Below are 17,674 nucleotides of genomic sequence, written 5' to 3' on the forward strand. Positions count from 1 at the left end.
AGCCGTGGGTGCAGACACCCCCGGAGGGTCTGTGCAGGGCGGGAGCCGGCGCAGCCGCGTGCGGCACCGCGGACGCGTGCCGGGGCCGCGTCGTCGTCCCGGGTCCACCCCGACCCTTGCTCGTCGTTCCACTCCGCATCGCAGATCAAGCGGTGTCCCGCGAGCGCCCGGGCTCACGTGCTCGGTGTTCACCGCCGGATCACGCTCGCCTCGTCGTCCGGCGAGCGCCGGGGCTCACCGGGTGCGGGGTGGGCGGCGGTAGGCGCGTTCGTACTGGCCGGGGACGGGGGCGTCGGGGACGCCGAGGGTGTGGGCGGCGGTGAGGGCCGCATGAGGGTCGCGGAGGGCTTCGCGGCCCATGAGCACCACGTCGGCGAGGCCGGTGGCGATGATCTGCTCGGCCTGCCAGGCGGTGTCGATCATGCCGACGGCGGCCACGGGGACTCCGGCGGTGGTCTTGATCTCGGTGGCGAGGGGCACCTGGTAGCCGGGGCCCACGGGAATCTCGGCGGGCACGTTGGCGGCGGAGGAGACGTCGATGAGGTCCGCGCCGTGCTCGGCGAGCCACCCGGAGACGCGGGAGGTGTCGGCGACCGTGAGTCCGCCCTCGGTCCAGTCGGTGGCGGAGAGGCGCACGAGCAGGGGCATGTCCTCGGGGATCACGTCGCGGACGGCGTCGGTGACGCGCAGCAGCAGCCGGGCGCGGTTCTCCAGGGTGCCGCCGTACTCGTCCGTGCGCTCGTTGCTCAGCGGGGAGAGGAACTCATGGAGGAGGTACCCGTGGGCGCCGTGGAGCTCCACGAAGTCCATGCCGGCCTCCACGGCACGGCGGGCCGAGGCGGCGAACGCGGCCACGACGTCATCGATGCCCTGCCCGTCCAGCGCGACGGGCTCGGCGAGCCCCGGGAAGGCGACGGCGGAGGGGCCCACGGTCTGCCAGCCCCCGTTCTGCGGCGCGATGGACCGGCCGGGGTTCTCGGAGCCCCAGGCGGCCTCCGTGCTGGCCTTGCGCCCCGCGTGGGCCAGCTGCACGCCAATGGCCGCGCCCTGCTGGTGGGCGAAGTCCACGATCCGCACGAGGGCGTCCCGCTGCTCGTCGTTCCACAGTCCCAGGTCCCGGGGACTGATCCGGCCCTCGGGCACGACGGCGCTCGCCTCCACGATCACGGCCCCCGCCCCACCGGCGGCGAGCGATCCGTAGTGCACGAGGTGCCAGTCCGTGGGCACGCCGTCCTCCTCGAACGCGGAGTACTGGCACATGGGCGGGATCCACAGCCGGTTGCGGACCGTGAGGCCGCGGAGGGTGAGTGGTTCGAACAGGGTGGAGCGCATGGGAGTCCTTCCATTGAGTGGCACGAGCACGGGGCGCCGGGGGGCGGGCTCCTGACGACGCACGACCCCGGGGTGACCGGCGCGGATGCCCGGTGTTTCGTGGTGCACAACGGATCTTTCCCTCGCGATATTTCTGCTGGTGCTCCCCGGCTCAGCGCCGTGACACGACCACGCGATCTCCTTCGCGGTGCACCCACAGCGCGCCGTTCTGGTCGGTGCGGGCCATTGCAGCGCCCACCTCCTGCAACCCGGCGACCGTCTCGGGGTGCGGGTGGCCGTAGCTGTTGTCCTCCCCCACGGAGATCACGGCGAGCGCCGGGTGGGTGTCACGAATGATGTCGGTGCCGCCGTTGCGGGCGCCGTGGTGGGAGACCTTGAGGACGTCGACCGGGGGTGGGTGTCCGCCGGGGAGGGTGTGCAGCGTACGGCGGTAGCCGTCCGCTTCGAGGTCGCCTGCACTGAGCCAGGTGGTGGTGCCGTCGGGGCCGTCGAGGGTCAGCAGCAGGACGAGGGAGGCGTTGTTCTCGTCCTCGGAGGTGACCTTCCGGTGCGGGGGGCGTGGTGTCGTGCTGCCGCCGGAGCCGCCTGCCCCGGTGCCCGGCGGCGCCGTGCCTGCCGTCGGGGAGCCATCAGGGACAGTGGGCGGAGGTGCGGGGGCGAGAACCTCCACGGTGAGCGGCCCCAGGCGCAGCTGCTCGCCGGGAGCGGGGCGCGTGGCGATGTCCGCCCACTGGCTGAGCTCGTCCGGTGGGGTGTCCCCGGCGGCGGAGTACCAGACGCGGTCCACGTCCACGGTCTCGGCGAGCCCCTCGAGCCCGGCGACGTGGTCGGCGTGGTCGTGGGTGGCGATCACCGCGTCCAGGTGGGTGACGTCAGCGTCCCGGAGGCACTGGGTCAGTGCCCGGGGGTCGGGGCCGCCGTCCACGAGCACGGCGCTGTGCTCCCCCGTACGGTGCAGGACGGCGTCGCCCTGCCCCACGTCGCACACCACGGATTCCCACGGCGGTGCAGGCCGGAACCACCACAGGACGGCGGTGACCAGGAGCATGCCCAGGGCGAGGGACGCGGTGACGGCGAGCAGGCGGCGTCGTGCCCGGGTGCAGTGCGCGCGGGCGCGCCACACGGCGTCGGGCACCGGGCGTTCGGCGGGTGTGGGGTCCACGGTGCCAGCGGTTGGCCGCGGCCGGCGCATGTGCGCGTCCACCGTGTGCAGCGCGGCGAGCGCGAGGACGGTCACGAGGGTGAGGAGGAGGAATCCCGGCACCCCGGGTGGCCAGGGGACGTGCGCGCCGGGCAGGGCGGCGAAGGTGTCGGCGAGCCAGCCGAGGCCACGTGCCGGGTAGGACGCGACTCCCACGGGCAGGCTCGCGGCCCGGTCCCAGCCCGCGAACGAGGCGGGATCAGCAGCATCCGGCCACGCCCAGGACAGCACGGGGTTCAGCAGGTGTCCGGCCAGCAGGACGCACACCGCGAGCAGTCCGGCCACGGTGACCACCGGCACCAGGGGTGCGGCGGCCATGTTGGCGGGCAGGGAGTACAGCGGCAGGTCGGGGTTGAGCAGCAGCAGTGCGGGCCCGCACCACAGCTGGGCCACGAGCGGCACCGCGATGCACACGGCGAGAACGGTGGGCAGGCGGGCGCTGAGCACCCGGGTGACGGGACGGGCACTGACCACGATGCCCGCCGTGGCCAGGACGGAGAGCACGAATCCCATGTCCGTGGCCAGGTCCGGGCGAACCAGTACCAGCGCGGTCACCGCCGCGCACAGCGCGTTGAGGCTCACCCCGGCGCGTCCGCTGAGCATGGCAAGCCCGCCCAGGGCCCCCATGACCCCGGCGCGCAGCACGGAGGGGTCCGGGCCCACGAGCACCACGAAGCCCGCGAGCGCCACGAGCCCCACCCCCACGCACGTGCGCCGGCCCGCGCCGAGGGACAGTACGGTGAACCCGGTCAGGGTCATCACCAGCGCGCAGTTTGACCCGGACACCGCGGTGAGGTGGGTGAGCCCGGTGTCCTTCATGCTCTGGGCGAGCGCGTCCGGCAGCTGGGAGGTGTCTCCCACGGTCATCCCGGGGACGAGTCCCGCACTCACGGCGCCGAAGCCGCCGGCCACGCGGGTGAGGTCGGCACGCACGGCCTCCAGCGGCCCCGGGTCCTGCCCGCCGTGTCCTGAGGAGACGGGTGGCGACGTCGCACGGGCGAGCAGCCGTCCGGGTGCTGCGGTGTCCGCCACCGTCACGACGGCGTTCACGGGCTCCCCGTCCCGCATACCCTCCCAGCCGGGATGGGTGGCAAACACCGTGAGTTCCGTGGCGGTGGGGGTCCCGTCAGCGCGTTGCACGTCCAGGGTCACGGCCACCCCGTGCCCGGCCTCCTGCTCCCCCGCGCCCGCGTGGGAGGTGTAGGGGGACGGCGTCCCGGCCACGGTGGCCGCCACACGGACCACCGATCCCTGCGGGTGCTGCACCAGGAACGCCCGGGCCGGTGCCGTGGCCGCGAGGGCGCTCACGAGCGCGGCGGACCCCGCCAGCAGGACCACCAGGGTCAGCACCGCGGTTCCGCGGCGCCCGGTGGCCACGGCGTTCTGCGCGTGGGGGCGGGGCGCGGTGTCCGGGCCGCGGCGGCGAGCCGCCCAGGTGCTCCGCGGGGAGGGCCGCACGCGAGACCGCCACTGTAGCGCGGGTGTTTCCCTGGCGGAGGTGAGCGTGTGGGACGGTCGACGGCCCCGCAGCCACCGCCGCCCGTGCGGGGCCAGGCACACCAGCAGGTGTCCGGCCGCGCACAGCAGCACAGACACGACACCGGCCTGCCACTGCCCCGCGAGCGTCGCCGCCGCCGTGACCCACACCGCGAGCGCCACGGGCAGCAACCGCAGGTCCCACGTGACGGTCATACCGTGACCAGGGGCAGCAGCGCCTCCAGCACCGCCGGCCCCACACCGGTGACGTCGTCCAGCTGCTCGGGTGAAGCGAACGGCCCGTGCTGGGTGCGGAACTCCACGATCCGCTGCGCGAGCACCGGGCCCACCCTGGGCAGTTCCTCCAGCTCGGCCTCGGTGGCCGTGTTGAGGTTCACGAGGGAACCTGTGGCCGCAGTGCCTCCGCCCCGGGCATCCGGCTCGGGGGCACCGTTGGGCGCTCCCGCGGGTGTGCTCACGGCGTTCGGGGCGGTGGCACCGGCTGCCCCGGCCCCGCCACCGGGAGCTGCACGCCCGGCCAGCACCTCGTCCACGTTCCCCTTGTTGGGGATCACGATCTGCGCGCCGTCCGCGACGTTCTCCGCCAAGTTGATGCGGTCCTTCACTGCGGCGGGAGTGAATCCCCCGGCGGCCTCCACCGCGTCCATGACCCGCGCCCCGGGCGAGAGGGTGACCACGGAAGGAACTTTGACCTCCCCCACCACGTGCACGGTCAGAACACCGCCCGTGGACACGGGAGAGGGCGGGCCCGCAGATCCCGAGGCGCCGGGTGACCCGTCCGCGGAGGCGGTCCTGTCCGCTGCCGTGCCTCCGGCGGGGCGACCCTCGGGTGCGCCAGAGGACTCCCGTGGGTCCCCACCTGGCGAGCTCTCCTCAGCGGACGTGGTGGCGGACACCATCACGGCGTCCTGGTCCTCGCCGCCACGCAGCAGGGCGGCGCATCCTGCGCCCAGTGCCACGAGCAGCATGACGTACAGCAGCACCAGGGCCGGGCGGCTCAGGCTCCTGCGCACCGTCACGTCCTCACGGTGCCGGGAGTGCATGTGGGGAGCGGAGAGCGCCTCCGGATCGAAGTGCGCCGCGGGGGGCGGCTCCGGGCCGTCGGAGCGCTCCCCGGACGGTGGCAGGGGTTCCGCCTCGGCACCCGCGACAGCGGCCTTGTGGATCGCGGCACCCGTGGCCCCGGCATGCCCTGCCGACGAGCCCGGCACGAACGCCTCGCCTGGCGGCCATGCCTCTGGCGACTCGTCCGGTGGGGCCGAACCCGGTCCGGCGGCCTCCTGCGCGGGTGTGCCCGAAGCCCACACCTCCCGTCCGCGCGCGGCGGGCGACCCACCGGCCGCACGGTTCTCCCCCAGCAGCGCGCTTAGCCGCTCGGTGGCGTCACTGTCCCGGAACCTGTGCCGTCCCCTGAAATCAATACCCGTCATAGGCAACACTCCACCGGCCGGTCCTTGTCCAGCGGGGTACGACCCCGGCGGCTGGGGACACGGTCGCCGTCACGGGTTTCAGGCCGGTAGCTATGGAGCCCTCGCACCGTGCGTCACCGGCTGCGAAGTGGGTCCCTCCACGACCACCGCCTTTGCCCCCAGCCACTCGTGGGCACTGAGCACCAGCTCTGGGTCCGCGCAGTACCGGGCCGCAGGCATCTCCCGATTGCCTTTCCTTTCCCGACAGGGCGTCCAATCGAACGATTACCGCAATTACTCTTCGCACCTTACTGCGCCAACCGAGAACTAGGTCATTTCAAAAGGATCGCTCTGCTTACCCGCCGCCCTTTACACGCCCGATTTCGCACCGTCAGGTCAAGCCACGTATAAGCCCTGCTGAAGACCAACTCGCCGAAAAACCTCACTGCGAGGATCTTCACCACGCTCACTGAACAACTCGGCCAACTCGGCGCGCAACACGTGGAGATTGAGACCGAGATCCTCAACCAGGTCAATCGTTATGCTCTCACCGACGTCCCGTCACCTATACCCGGGGTAGGTGTCAGAACAGCATCACGAATCTTCACCGATGTCGTGGGCAAGGACTTCAAACGCGCTACGCACCTGGCTTCCTAATCCGGTATCGTCCCCCACATAGAGGTCAGGTTCGTCCACCCGGGATAATTCACCGGCATGGCAGGCAATAAACCCCTAAAACGTTACCGTACCCCTCTCTTCTTTGCGTTGGTCTTGATCGACGCCCCCCTCCCGTACCTACCATGACCGCAACAAAGACCACGGCCAACATCACAACCACTCCAGCGCTGTTGCGGTTCGATGCCACTCCGACGTGTTCTAATCCAGGATCCAAACACATCTTTGTTACACCGAACCAACCTCACCGGCGGTGGCCCTTACCGCTTCACAAAAACCCAAGAACCACCGCCGCAGCTTCTACTTCAAACGTGTCGGATGGGATTGCGGCAATTTTAAGAAATAAAATTGATTAGCGCCTTGATTCAGCCATATGCTCATTCGACCAAATCAGCTATTTTTGACACCCTTTTGGGGGACTGTATATTTTTCCAGATCCGAGGCCTGTAATCCATGTCCATGCAGAAGTCGATTCACTTCCTCCAAGTCCTCCCAATTAGCTTGGCTAAGGGCGCGTCCAAATTCACGAAACGCTTTTACTAGTTCACTAAGCTTCCGTTTGTTGATAATTCTCATTTCAGGAACGGCTGTGGCATCGGAATATATCATATTAGCGGGATGAACCATGACGGGCGTCGCAATGGCTTGGGGATCATAGCGGGCTTGGAACCACATCATCGATTCTGCGAGCTGACCCATGTCGCGCTTCCCAATGGCCACGCTCTTTGCCCCAGATTTGGCCTCTATTACCCAGTATTTTTGATCGCCCAGAGCCCACAGGTTGTCGGGGCCCGAACCAATATCGAACTCAGGGCGTTGCGAGCCAAGTCCTATTACACTCCCAAGCCGATACAACGCTTCCTCGAACTGTTGCACTCTATCCTCGTCGAACACTAAGTCATCAGATATATTTTCAACTTCGAGCAAAAATGAATTTTTGTTGTTGAACCTTCTTAAGAGTCTTTCGCTGCAGTTATTAGTTTGTATTCCGGGAGACTCCAGTGCAACGTATGGTGCCCCACCTAATGGTCTTGTTACACGAGGATTTTTTGCCCGAGCTTGCCTAAGGAGCTGCTGCCCCATGGTTGGATCGTGTAAATCAGCATACGTCGCTTGCAATTCTAAAAGAATACCTACATTAGTATCATCAGAGACCTTTTCTACAGCCTCCGCGACAATTTGGACGGCAGTCTGTTCATCGCCACTTTGCAAACTATTAAAAGATCTACGTTTAGCAATTGCGACTGGGGAAACGGATTCAGATTCTGGTTGAATATTTCGCAATTTATTTGCGGCAAGTTTAACCCACCCAGGATCTCGCATTAACGCTTGTTCCGCCGTTTGCATTATTTTTTCTAGGGGAACGTTTTCTATTTTCGCGGCAACTTGACGCGATAGTTTCAACTGAGCGCGAGTAGCCGGGCTAAATTTTTGAAGACTGCTTGGATCAGCGGTAAGCTGGGCCAATCGAGTTCCAAGCAAGAAAACTACACAATGATCTTCATTGCTTCGGACACCACGGCCCATACCTTGTTCAATTCGTTGGACTTGCTGATTGGTAACGCTTCCCGAATTTTTTTCCAAGGAGGCACTCAACTGGTCATCTGGGCTAAAAGCTTCCGGTAGACCATCGAGCACGAGAATACGGCAAGCATCGTCAGGTAAGTCAATGCCATCATACCGATTTACTATAACTACGAGGCCGATATGCTGTCCACTCCGGAGCTCAGAAACAACCGCGTCTACCTCGTCGCCGACGGCTATTTTGCCGTTGAGGCCATTCCATGCTCTCGCACTTTTTTCACTTGGCACTATCACGACCATGTTGTATTGCTCGGCAAACCGAGCAATTCTCATGCGTAATTTGTCTACGCGAAGAGATGGATTTATCTCTTGCGGAACAAGAATCATGCGCTCACCAATATCGCCCGCCAAAATCGGGGTAATGCAGTTTTCCACACTTCTCGGGTCCGCGTCGAAATCTGTAACGAGAATACTCGCATCAGCAAGGGTAGCGGTCAAGAAGACTCTATGATTCGCTTTCACGAATGAGCTTACATGATCAATAGGTGGGCAGTACGGAGTAATACATACTTCTTTTTCAGAAAATACTACCCTACAGTATTGCAAGGTTTCCGCCAAAGCAGGCCACGACCAATACAGTTCCCCGTCCTCCTTGGATATCTCACGCAGTATTGATAATGCGTCTGAAAACTTTTTGCGCCACTCCCAAAACGGCACACGCATTGGTTGTCCACGGCGTTCTTCCAGGAGATCAAGATATCCGTTTCGTGATTGCTCGCTAAGACTGTTTGAGAACAATTGAAGCAATTTATCATAGGCGCCATTTCCCGAGTTGCGTTTAATGGTGAACGAGAGCTGCGTCCGCGTGGTACTAAGAGCCGCATGGGCATCATCGATTACGACAGACCCGATAGGGACGGGCGGTCGTGACTGACGATTATCGGAAAATTTAGTTCTACCGTTTATTAATTCGTAGATATTTATGATCCCAATAGCTTCACCGGCCAAGTATTGAGAACTATCTACGTTGGAGGTGGTTTGAATACCTAAGTTTTGCGCATCTTCCGCTACCTGTTTTGCAAGTTGTTTATTTGGCACTACGTATAATCCAGGGCCGTCTCCTTGATTCATGTAGCTTTGCAGAATTAAAAGGCCCAGAATAGTCTTGCCGCCGCCGGTATTTACTTTAATTACGATATCTTTTTTATTTTTGTGCTCGTACCAACGGCTGAGTACCTGGCCCTGAACATCCCATAATCTGCCATATCCCGACGATTTGCTAAGGGACGCATAAAGTTCTCTCGGTTCCGTGGGCACGCCATCGGCTTCAGAGGCGAGCATCTCTTCAAAGTTAACCATGCTCAAGATTATCCGCTATCGGCTTAGATCTGTCTAGGTGTATGAGGTCATGACGTTGTCTACACGTTCGTGGACGCGGCTGGCCGGTGGCTGATCTGCACAGGCGGTATGAGGCCGATGATAGTTGTAGTGATGGACCCACACCCCGATCGCCTTCCGACGAGCCTGTTCGGAGTCGTAGACGCGGGCATAGAGGCATTCCTCGGAAGGCAGCCTCTGGTACCGCTCGACCTTCCCGTTATGCCTCGGCGTGTACGCCCGTGTCCGCTGATGCCGTGAGGCATGCGACTGCACAGCGGCCACGAATCGTGCCGCTCGATAGTTGGCCCCGTTGTCCGTCACGACGCGAATGAGGCGCGTGATGCCGTGGGCTGCGAAGTATGCGCGAGCCCGGGCGAAGAACCCGATCGTGGCCTGGGCGGTCTCGTCTTCGAGTGCTTCGGTGTACGCCAGCCGGGAGTATCCATCGACTGCCGAGTGCAAGTAGGTGTAGCCGACGCGCTGCTTATGCGCGCGCTTGGATGCCAGTGCTTTGCTGCTGCCGCGTCCATGAGCCCACCAGCCGCCCCCGTCAGGGATCTTCCCGACTTTCTTCACGTCCAGGTGGAGCATGTGGCCGGGGAACCGGGCGGTGATCTTCCCGACTGTACGGTTGTTCTCTCCGGTCGGGTCCAGGTCACGACGTCGGCTGATCCCGAGCCGCTTCAACCAGCGGGATACCGTGCGCATGCAGCAGTGATGACCGCGTTCGGTCAGTTCGAGATGGATACGCCGAGCCGACCACTTGTGGTCGCGACGCCACCGGTCGATCAGCTCGAGCACCTCGAGAGATACCCGGGTCGGGCGCTCAACTGGTGCGCTGGAGCGGTCCCCGAGTCCTTCGGGGCCGTCGGCCCGGTAGCGAGCCACCCATTTGGTCAGTGTGGAACGCGCGATGCCGGCTTCAGTGGCGACGTGGGAGATGGGCCGGTCATCGTCGAGGACGCGGGTGACGAGGCGCTGTCTTCCTTCCGGGGTCAGCGGGGCGTTAGCGTGAGCCATCGGAACGGGTCTCTTTCTGCTGGATGGTTGCTTCGACACCACCCATCGTGCAGTCCAGGGGCCCGTTCCTTCATCCCTGATCGGTGACTACAACGTCATGACCCACAACATCTAGGGCCGACATAAATTTTCTTGTTATTGACGTACCATGCGGTGTCATGATAAAATTTCACGTTTCGAAATCTCGCGCGATTTTACACGACCCCACTAATTGGGTCCAACGCTTGTGTATTTTTAGGGAGCTTTCCGCCTGCTTATGATATGTTCTTAATTTTAAAGAATCACTATAACTGCGGGCATGTCTAAACTTAGTTCTTGAGTTACGGAAATTGGATATTTAGACATCTTCATCGAGCACAGGGTGGTGGAGACGAGCGTTCCGATCTGCAAATATTTTTGCGGAAATGGCATTCTCTATAACCGCAGCCTTCGTCCCCAGCCCCACGTGGGCGCTGAGCACCGGGGGCAGCTCGCTGACCACCAGCTCGGCGTCCGGGCGGTGGCGGTCCACGAGCACCTCCCCGATCTCCCGCGCCCCGTGCGGATCCGCCACGTGGTGCACGCACAGCACCGGGCGCTGCGCCTCGGAGTGCTCCAGGGCCTCCCCCGCGAGCGCCATGAACCGCTGCTTCGCCCGCGGCAGGGACACCGGGCGCTCCACGGTCACGATCTTGCCCTCGGCCAGGCTCAGCAGCGGCTTGATCTGCAGCATGGTTCCCACCATCGCCGTGGTCGGGTTCACCCGCCCGCCGCGGCGCAGGGTGTCCAGGGAGCGCACCTGGATCAGCACCTGGGCCCGTTCAGCGGCCTCGGTGGCCGCGCGGGCGACGTCGTCGATGCCCTCTCCCGACGCCGCCGCCTCGAGTGCGGCGCGCACGCCCAGTCCCTGCGCCAGACCGGCGCTGCGGGTGTCCACGATGCGCACCGGGATCCCGATGTCCTGCCGCGCGATCCTCGCGGCTCCCACCGTGCCGGAGAGCTCACCCGAGAGGTGCACGGAGACCACGGCCTCGAACCCGGCGTCCTCGAAGCCGCGGTAGGCCGCGCGCAGCCGCCCCGGTGCGGGGCGTGAGGTGGTCACGGGGCGGCCCTCGGCCAGCGCGACCACCAGGGTGGAGAGCCGGTCCGCCTCGTCCTCCGTGTGCAGCTGCCCCCCGATGAGCACGGGCATGTCCACGAGCGCGAACCCGCCGGTGGCCTCCCAGTCCTCGAGCCAGCCCTGCGGCGGCGCGGCGGCGCTGTCGGTGACCACCGCGACCCTGCGGCGACCGCCCCCGCGCGGGCCCCTCCGGTCGACCGGCTGGGCAAGGCGCCCCCCACCGGCGGCGGCGTTCGCCCCGCAACCCGCGCGGTCCTCCGAAGGGCCGGCGGCAGCACCGTGACCCCCGTCCGAGCGGCGCGGCGCGGCGTCGTCGTCCGGGGCGTCCGAGGCGGCGGGCGGGACGGGTGCGTCCTCCTGCAGACCACTGCCGTCCGTGCGCAGCCCCGGGAACGGGCGGAGCCCGCCCTGCCACTCGTGCGAGTCTGGGGACGGGCTCCGGCAACCGTGGGCGGTCATCAGACCACGATGTTCACGAGCTTGGGTGCGCGCACGATCACCTTGCGCACCGTGGCGTCCGCGAGCAGCCGCTGGACCGTCTCCGAGGCCATGGCCGCGGTCTCCAGGTCCGCCTCGGAGATGTCCGCGGGGACCTCCAGACGGTCGCGGACCTTGCCCTTGACCTGGACCACGGCGGTCACGGTGTCCTCCACGAGCAGCGCGGGGTCCACCGTGGGCCACGGGGCGCGCACCACGGTGTCCTCGTGGCCGATCAGGTGCCACATGTCCTCGGCGGTGTACGGCGCCACGAGGCTCAGCAGGATCGCGACAGCCTCCACGGCCTCGCGCACCGCCGGATCCGCCGGGCCGCAGCCGGTGTCGATGGCCTTGCGCACCGTGTTCACCAGCTCCATGGTGCGGGCGATCACCACGTTGAACTTCCCGGAGTCCAGCAGCTGCTCGGCGTCCGCGACCGTGCGGTGCGTGGCGCTGCGCAGCGCCTTGTCACCGTCCGCGAACGACGCCGCCGGGTCCGCCGTGCAGTCCTGGGCCAGGCGCCACGCGCGGGCCAGGAACTTCTGGGAGCCCTGCGGGGACACGTCCGCCCAGTCCACGTCGTCCTCGGGCGGGGACGCGAACACCATGGTCAGGCGCACGGCGTCCACGCCGAAGGCGTCCAGCTGCTCGCCCAGGTCCACGCCGTTGCCCAGGGACTTGGACATCGCCTTGCCGCCGTTGAGCACCTGGCCCTGGTTGAGCAGCGCCTTGAACGGCTCGGTGAAGCCCACCAGGCCGAAGTCGTAGAGGGCCTTGGTGAAGAACCGCGAGTACAGCAGGTGCAGGATCGCGTGCTCCACACCGCCCACGTACTGGTCCACCGGCAGCCAGCGGTCCACCGCGGCACGGTCGAACGGGGCGGCGTCGTCGTGCGGGGACGTGTAGCGCAGGTAGTACCAGGAGGAGTCCACGAACGTGTCCATGGTGTCCGTGTCCCGCTGCGCGGGGCCGCCGCACGCGGGGCACGTCACGTTCACCCAGTCCGACGCCGCGGCGAGCGGGCTCTGGCCCTTGGGCGCGAGCTGCTCGCCGCGCAGGTCATCGGGCAGGCGCACGGGTAGCTGGTCCTCGGGCACCGGGACCTCGCCGCACGAGGTGCAGTGGATGATGGGGATGGGCGCGCCCCAGAAGCGCTGCCGGGACAGCAGCCAGTCCCGCAGCCGGAAGTTCACGAACCGCTCGCCGGTGCCGGCCTCGGTGACGATCTCGATCGCCTTGGCCAGCGCCTCGGCCTGGGGCAGCCCGTCCAGGGGCCCGGAGTTGACCAGCGTGCCCTCACCGGTGGTGGCCACGCCCGTCTCGGCGGGGTCCTCGGCGCCGGTGTCCACCACCATGCGCACGGGCAGGTCGAAGGCGCGGGCGAAGTCCAGGTCACGCTGGTCGTGGGCGGGCACGGCCATGATCACGCCCGTGCCGTAGTCCGCGAGCACGTAGTCCGAGGCCCAGACCGGCAGCTTCTCGCCCGTGAGCGGGTTCACCGCGTAGCGGCCCAGGAACACACCGGTCTTCTCCCGGTCCGAGGACTGCCGCTCGATGTCCGACAGCGCCTTGACCTGCTCGCGGTACTCGGCGAGCGCCGCGGCCTGTTCCGGTGCCACGACGTCCTGGGCGATCTGGGCGTCCGCGGCCACCACGCAGAACGTGGCGCCGTAGAGGGTGTCCGGGCGAGTGGTGAACACCGTGACGGTGCGCCCGGAGGTGTCCGAGGGCTCGGCACCCTCGGCCGGGGCGCCCTCGATCACGAAGTTCACGTGCGCGCCCTCGGAGCGCCCGATCCAGTTGCGCTGCATGGCCAGCACGCGCTCGGGCCAGTGGCCCTCCAGCTCGGTCATGTCGTCCAGCAGGCGCTGGGCGTAGTCGGTGATCTTGAAGTACCACTGGTTCAGGGACTTCTTGGTCACGGGGGTGTGGCAGCGCTCGCAGGCCCCGTTGACCACCTGCTCGTTGGCGAGCACGGTCTGGTCCTTGGGGCACCAGTTGACCGGGGAGTCCTTCCGGTACGCGAGACCGTGGGAGTAGAACTGCAGGAACAGCCACTGGGTCCAGCGGTAGTACTCGGGGTCCGAGGTGTGGATCTCCCGGTCCCAGTCCGCGCTGATCGCGTAGCGCTTGAAGGATTCGCGCTGGGTGTCGATGTTGCGGTAGGTCCACTCCGCGGGGTGGGCGTCGCGCTTGATCGCGGCGTTCTCCGCGGGCAGCCCGAACGAGTCCCAGCCCACGGGGTGCATCACGTCGTAGCTGCGGTGCCACCAGTAGCGGGCCACCACGTCACCCATGGCGAACGCCTCGGCGTGGCCCATGTGGAGGTCGCCCGAGGGGTAGGGAAACATGTCGAGCACGTAGCGCCGCTCGGCGGAGCCGTCGTCGGCGGGCGCGTAGACCCGGTTCTCGTCCCAGTAGCCGGACCAGGTGGCCTCGATGCGCTGGACGTCGTACTCCGTGCCCGCCTCCGGGGTGCTGTGCTCGCTCACGTGCCTCGCCTTCAGGTTCACGGGGCCGGGCAGGTGCCGGGGCCGGGGTTCCGGGGCGGCAGCGCGGTCCCCCGCGTGGATGTGTGGGGATCCCTCCCAGTTTAGACCAGCGGCCGTCACCGCCCGCGTGCAGGGGGCCCGGCTACCATGGGGGCGCCCGATGACGCACGGATGGAGGCCCGGTGGACAACCCCTACGCAGAACGCCGCAGCGTGGTACTGGACGGGTACCGCGTGCGGTACTGGTTCTACGACGCGGACAAGCAGCGCAAGCCCCTGCTGGTGATGCTCCACGGCTTCCGCGGTGACCACCACGGGCTGCAGCTGATCGCCACCGCCCTGCGGGAGAAGTACCACGTGGTGGTCCCGGACCTGCCCGGCTTCGGCCGCTCCGAACCGTTCCCGGAGCGGGAGCACTCGGTGGACGAGTACGTGCGTTTCACCCGGGACTTCATCACCGCTCTCACGGACGGCGCCGTGACCCCGGACTCCGGCACGGGGGTGGTGCTCGCGGGGCACTCCTTCGGCTCCATCCTGGCCGCGCACTTCGCCGCCGAGCACCCCTCGATGGTCGAGCGCCTGGTGCTCATCAACCCGATCTCCCAGCCCGCACTGAGCGGGTCGCAGAAGTCCCTGACCAAGCTCACCCGGCTGTACTACGGCGCGGGTGCCACCATGCCCCGCCGGCTGGGCACCCGGCTGCTGTCCTCGAACGCCGTGGTGAAGCTCATGACGGACGTGATGATCAAGTCCGACGACCCCGAGATCAAGCACTACGCGCTGCGCCAGCACCAGGCGTACTTCAACACGTTCGCCAACCGGGACGTGCTCACCCAGGCCTACGACGCCTCGATCTCCCGCACCGTGGCCGAGGTGGCCATGAAGCTCACCATGCCCACCCTGCTGATCGTGGGCGAGCTGGACGACCTCGGCTCCGTGGACTCCCAGCGCACCATGGCCTCCTGGATCCGCAGCCACAGCCTGCAGATCATCCCCGGGGTGGGGCACCTGATCCACTACGAGGCGCCGCAGACCGCCGCGCGGATGATCGAGGACTTCCTGGAGTCCCCCGCTCCCGAGCCGCTGGAGGGCTACGACCAGCTGCCCCACGCGGACACCACCGTGTCCACCCCGGACCAGCTCACCGGGATGCTGCCGGCCGTGGACCCCGACGCGAGCGCCGCGCAGTTCCGCCGGGAGACCCGGGCGCGCGGACTGTCCGGGGAGTCCGAGCGGTGAAGCTGCTCTTCGACGCCCGCTACATCCGCACCGACCACCACGACGGCATCAGCCGCTACAGCACCGAGCTGCTCGCCGCCACCGCACGCGCGGCGCGGCAGGATCCGCGGGTGCGGCTGTGCGCGCTGGTCAGCGACCCTGCCCAGCGGGCGTTCGTGCCCGAGGACGTCGCCACGGTCACGGGACCCCCGGTCACCTCCCCCGCCGAGGTCCTCACGGCGCTCGCGGCCAACCGCTTCGACCCGGACGTGGTGTTCTCCCCCATGCAGACCATGGGCTCCCTGGGGCGCCGGTACCGGCTGATCCTCACACTGCACGACCTGATCTACTACGAGCACCCCCAGCCCCCGGGCGACCTGCCGCTACCGGTGCAGTGGGGCTGGCGCGCCTACCACAGGGCCTGGTGGCCGCAGCGGCTCACCCTCAACCGCGCGGACGCCGTGGCCACGGTCTCCGAGACCTCCCGGCAGCAGATCCTGGCCCACCGCCTCACGAAGCGCGACGTGCGCGTGGTGGCCAACGCGGCGCCGTGGGCGGGAATCCCCGAGGACAAGGCACTCGCGCGGCTTCCGCAGCGCGGCACGGACCTCGTGTACATGGGCTCGTTCCTGCCGTACAAGAACGTGGAGACCCTGCTGCGGGCCATGGCGCACCTGCCCGGCCACACCCTGCACCTGCTCTCGCGCATCTCCCCCGCGCGCCGCGCCGAGCTGCAGGCCCTCGTCCCGGCCGGGGCCCGCGTGGTCTTCCACGGCGGAGTGGGCGAGGCCGAGTACCGCGAGCTGCTGTCCACGTGCGCCGCCCTCGTCACCGCGTCCCGCGCGGAGGGCTACGGATTGCCGCTCGTGGAGGCCTTCGCCGAGGGGGCGCCCGTGGTCTGCTCCGAGCTGCCGATCTTCCGCGAGGTCGCCGGGGACGCCGCGGGCTACGCCCCGGTGGACGACGACGCCGCGTTCGCCGCCCGGGTGCGCGAACTCACGAACCCTGCCGTGGCCCACGAGCGCGTGCTCGCGGGGTTGGAGCGGATCTGCGAGCACACCTGGGAGGACTCCGCGCGGGACCTGCTGGACCTGGCGTGGGAGCTGCACCAACGCACCTGAGCTGGGCTGTGAACACCCGCGGCGTGGGCCGGGGCACGAGAACCGGGTCCTGTTTTCTGTCTACTACCCCGGGTGGCCGTGGTGGTCCGGGCCGTCGAAGGACCGGCCATGGTGAGGTGACTCACCGGCCCCGGCACCGGGTGGGTGCGCCGCCCGACCCTGTGAAGTGGTCGCTGCTTCTTCTCGCCCGCGTGCTGGTTTCGCTGGCGTGCTAGATGCTGCAGATGTACCAGCGGTACTACCTGGGGCTCACTTCCGAGTGGCTGCGGACCGTCTTATTCCCCGGCAGGCCCCTGCACCTCGGCGATGGGTACCACCTCTCCGCGCCACAGCGCGGGGTCCCGTCCGGGGTGACGCGACGCGGTGCTCCGCTCCCCGGTACTCGGCCCTGGGGGACTCAGCCCTGCACGTGTGAGCAGACAGCGCTCCGAGTGGTGACCGGGGGCGACGTCGTCGGCCCCCTCAGGCGCGCACCACCCGTTCCCGCAGCAGCCACTGGGCCAGGGCGTCCAGCGCGATGCCGAGCAGCCCGATGACGAGGATCACCACGAGCATCTCGTCGTAGGCCAGACGGTCCCGCGCGTTGAGGATCTCGTAGCCCAGCCCGGTGCTGACCCCCAGCATTTCCGCGGGCACCAGCACGACCCACGAGATGCCCAGCGCTAGGCGCACCCCGGTCATGACGTAAGGACGGATGCTCGGAAACACCACCGTGAGCAGCCGCTCGAACGGCGTCGCGCCCAGGGTACGTGCCACGCGGAGGTGGGCCGGGTCCAGCGCGGCGACTCCCGCCGCGGTGTTCAGGGTGATCGGCCACACGGCGGCGGCGGCCACGAGGAAGACCACCGGCGCGCTGCCCACTCCGAACAGGGCCACGGCCACCGGTGCCCACGACAGCGGCGAGACCATCCGCAGGAACTGCACCACGGGCGCGCTCGCCCACCGCACCCGTTGCCAGGAACCGATCACCAGTCCCAGCGGTACGCCGATCGCCGTCGCCAGCAACAGACCGCCGAGCAGGCGCCACAGACTCGTGACCGCGTCCTGGACCACAACTCCGCGTTCCAGGAGCGAACCAACGGCACCCGGCAGCTGCTCGGGGCGGAAGGCCGCGATCATCGTGGACCCGCCGGCGGCCGCGTAGGTGAACGCCCACCACGCCGCCACGGTCACGAGGACGCCGAACGTGCCCCAGGCCACGGCCGCACCTCGTCCGGCGCCCCCGCCCGC

10 protein-coding genes are annotated in these 17,674 nt (G+C 67.3%); 2 read left to right on the forward strand and 8 right to left on the reverse strand.

From position 1 onward, the window contains the following. Positions 1-234: 234 nt before the first annotated feature. From KRH_RS06415 to leuS, 7 genes are all read right to left on the reverse strand, one after another. On the reverse strand, positions 235-1,332 hold the full coding sequence (locus tag KRH_RS06415; RefSeq protein ID WP_012398378.1) for an NADH:flavin oxidoreductase/NADH oxidase: 1,098 nt from the start codon (positions 1,330-1,332) through the stop codon (positions 235-237). 151 nt (positions 1,333-1,483) lie between these two features. Beyond that, complete coding sequence (locus KRH_RS11765; protein WP_012398379.1) at positions 1,484-4,225, reverse strand: ComEC/Rec2 family competence protein; 2,742 nt, start codon at positions 4,223-4,225, stop codon at positions 1,484-1,486. Then, the gene (locus KRH_RS12055; RefSeq protein ID WP_012398380.1) at positions 4,222-5,241 is read right to left on the reverse strand and encodes a ComEA family DNA-binding protein; all 1,020 of its coding nucleotides are present in this window, start codon (positions 5,239-5,241) and stop codon (positions 4,222-4,224) included. Before KRH_RS12055 ends, KRH_RS11765 begins: the two co-directional genes overlap by 4 nt. Before the next feature lie 1,263 nt (positions 5,242-6,504). Next, the gene (locus KRH_RS06430) at positions 6,505-8,997 is read right to left on the reverse strand and encodes a DEAD/DEAH box helicase (protein WP_012398382.1); all 2,493 of its coding nucleotides are present in this window, start codon (positions 8,995-8,997) and stop codon (positions 6,505-6,507) included. A gap of 33 nt (positions 8,998-9,030) precedes the next feature. After that, positions 9,031-10,038 (reverse strand): IS481-like element ISKrh3 family transposase, encoded by a 1,008-nt coding sequence (locus tag KRH_RS06435; protein WP_012398383.1) that lies wholly within the window; start codon positions 10,036-10,038, stop codon positions 9,031-9,033. Between the two features lie 337 nt (positions 10,039-10,375). Beyond that, positions 10,376-11,596, reverse strand: a complete 1,221-nt coding sequence (locus KRH_RS06440) for a DegV family protein (RefSeq protein ID WP_012398384.1) — start codon at positions 11,594-11,596, stop codon at positions 10,376-10,378. Further along, positions 11,596-14,106 carry a leucine--tRNA ligase gene (leuS, locus tag KRH_RS06445; protein ID WP_012398385.1) on the reverse strand — a complete coding sequence of 837 codons (2,511 nt, stop codon included), beginning with the start codon at positions 14,104-14,106 and terminating at the stop codon, positions 11,596-11,598. The genes KRH_RS06440 and leuS overlap by 1 nt, the downstream gene beginning before the upstream one ends. A 182-nt stretch (positions 14,107-14,288) precedes the next feature. Here leuS and KRH_RS06450 point away from each other — a divergent pair, with 182 nt between their 5' ends. Together KRH_RS06450 and KRH_RS06455 are read left to right on the forward strand one after the other, a co-directional pair. Beyond that, positions 14,289-15,344: an alpha/beta fold hydrolase gene (locus KRH_RS06450; protein WP_012398386.1), complete on the forward strand. Its 1,056-nt coding sequence runs from the start codon at positions 14,289-14,291 to the stop codon at positions 15,342-15,344. Further along, the gene (locus KRH_RS06455) at positions 15,341-16,444 is read left to right on the forward strand and encodes a glycosyltransferase family 4 protein (protein WP_012398387.1); all 1,104 of its coding nucleotides are present in this window, start codon (positions 15,341-15,343) and stop codon (positions 16,442-16,444) included. The genes KRH_RS06450 and KRH_RS06455 overlap by 4 nt, the downstream gene beginning before the upstream one ends. Positions 16,445-16,906: 462 nt before the next feature. On the opposite strand, the gene KRH_RS06460 is transcribed toward KRH_RS06455, so the two are convergent. Further along, a complete protein-coding gene (locus tag KRH_RS06460; RefSeq protein ID WP_041297366.1) occupies positions 16,907-17,644 on the reverse strand; it encodes an ABC transporter permease in 738 nt (245 codons plus the stop codon). Positions 17,645-17,674 lie beyond the last annotated feature (30 nt).

The sequence above is a fragment of the Kocuria rhizophila DC2201 genome (assembly GCF_000010285.1).
GTDB lineage: Bacteria > Actinomycetota > Actinomycetes > Actinomycetales > Micrococcaceae > Kocuria > Kocuria rhizophila_A.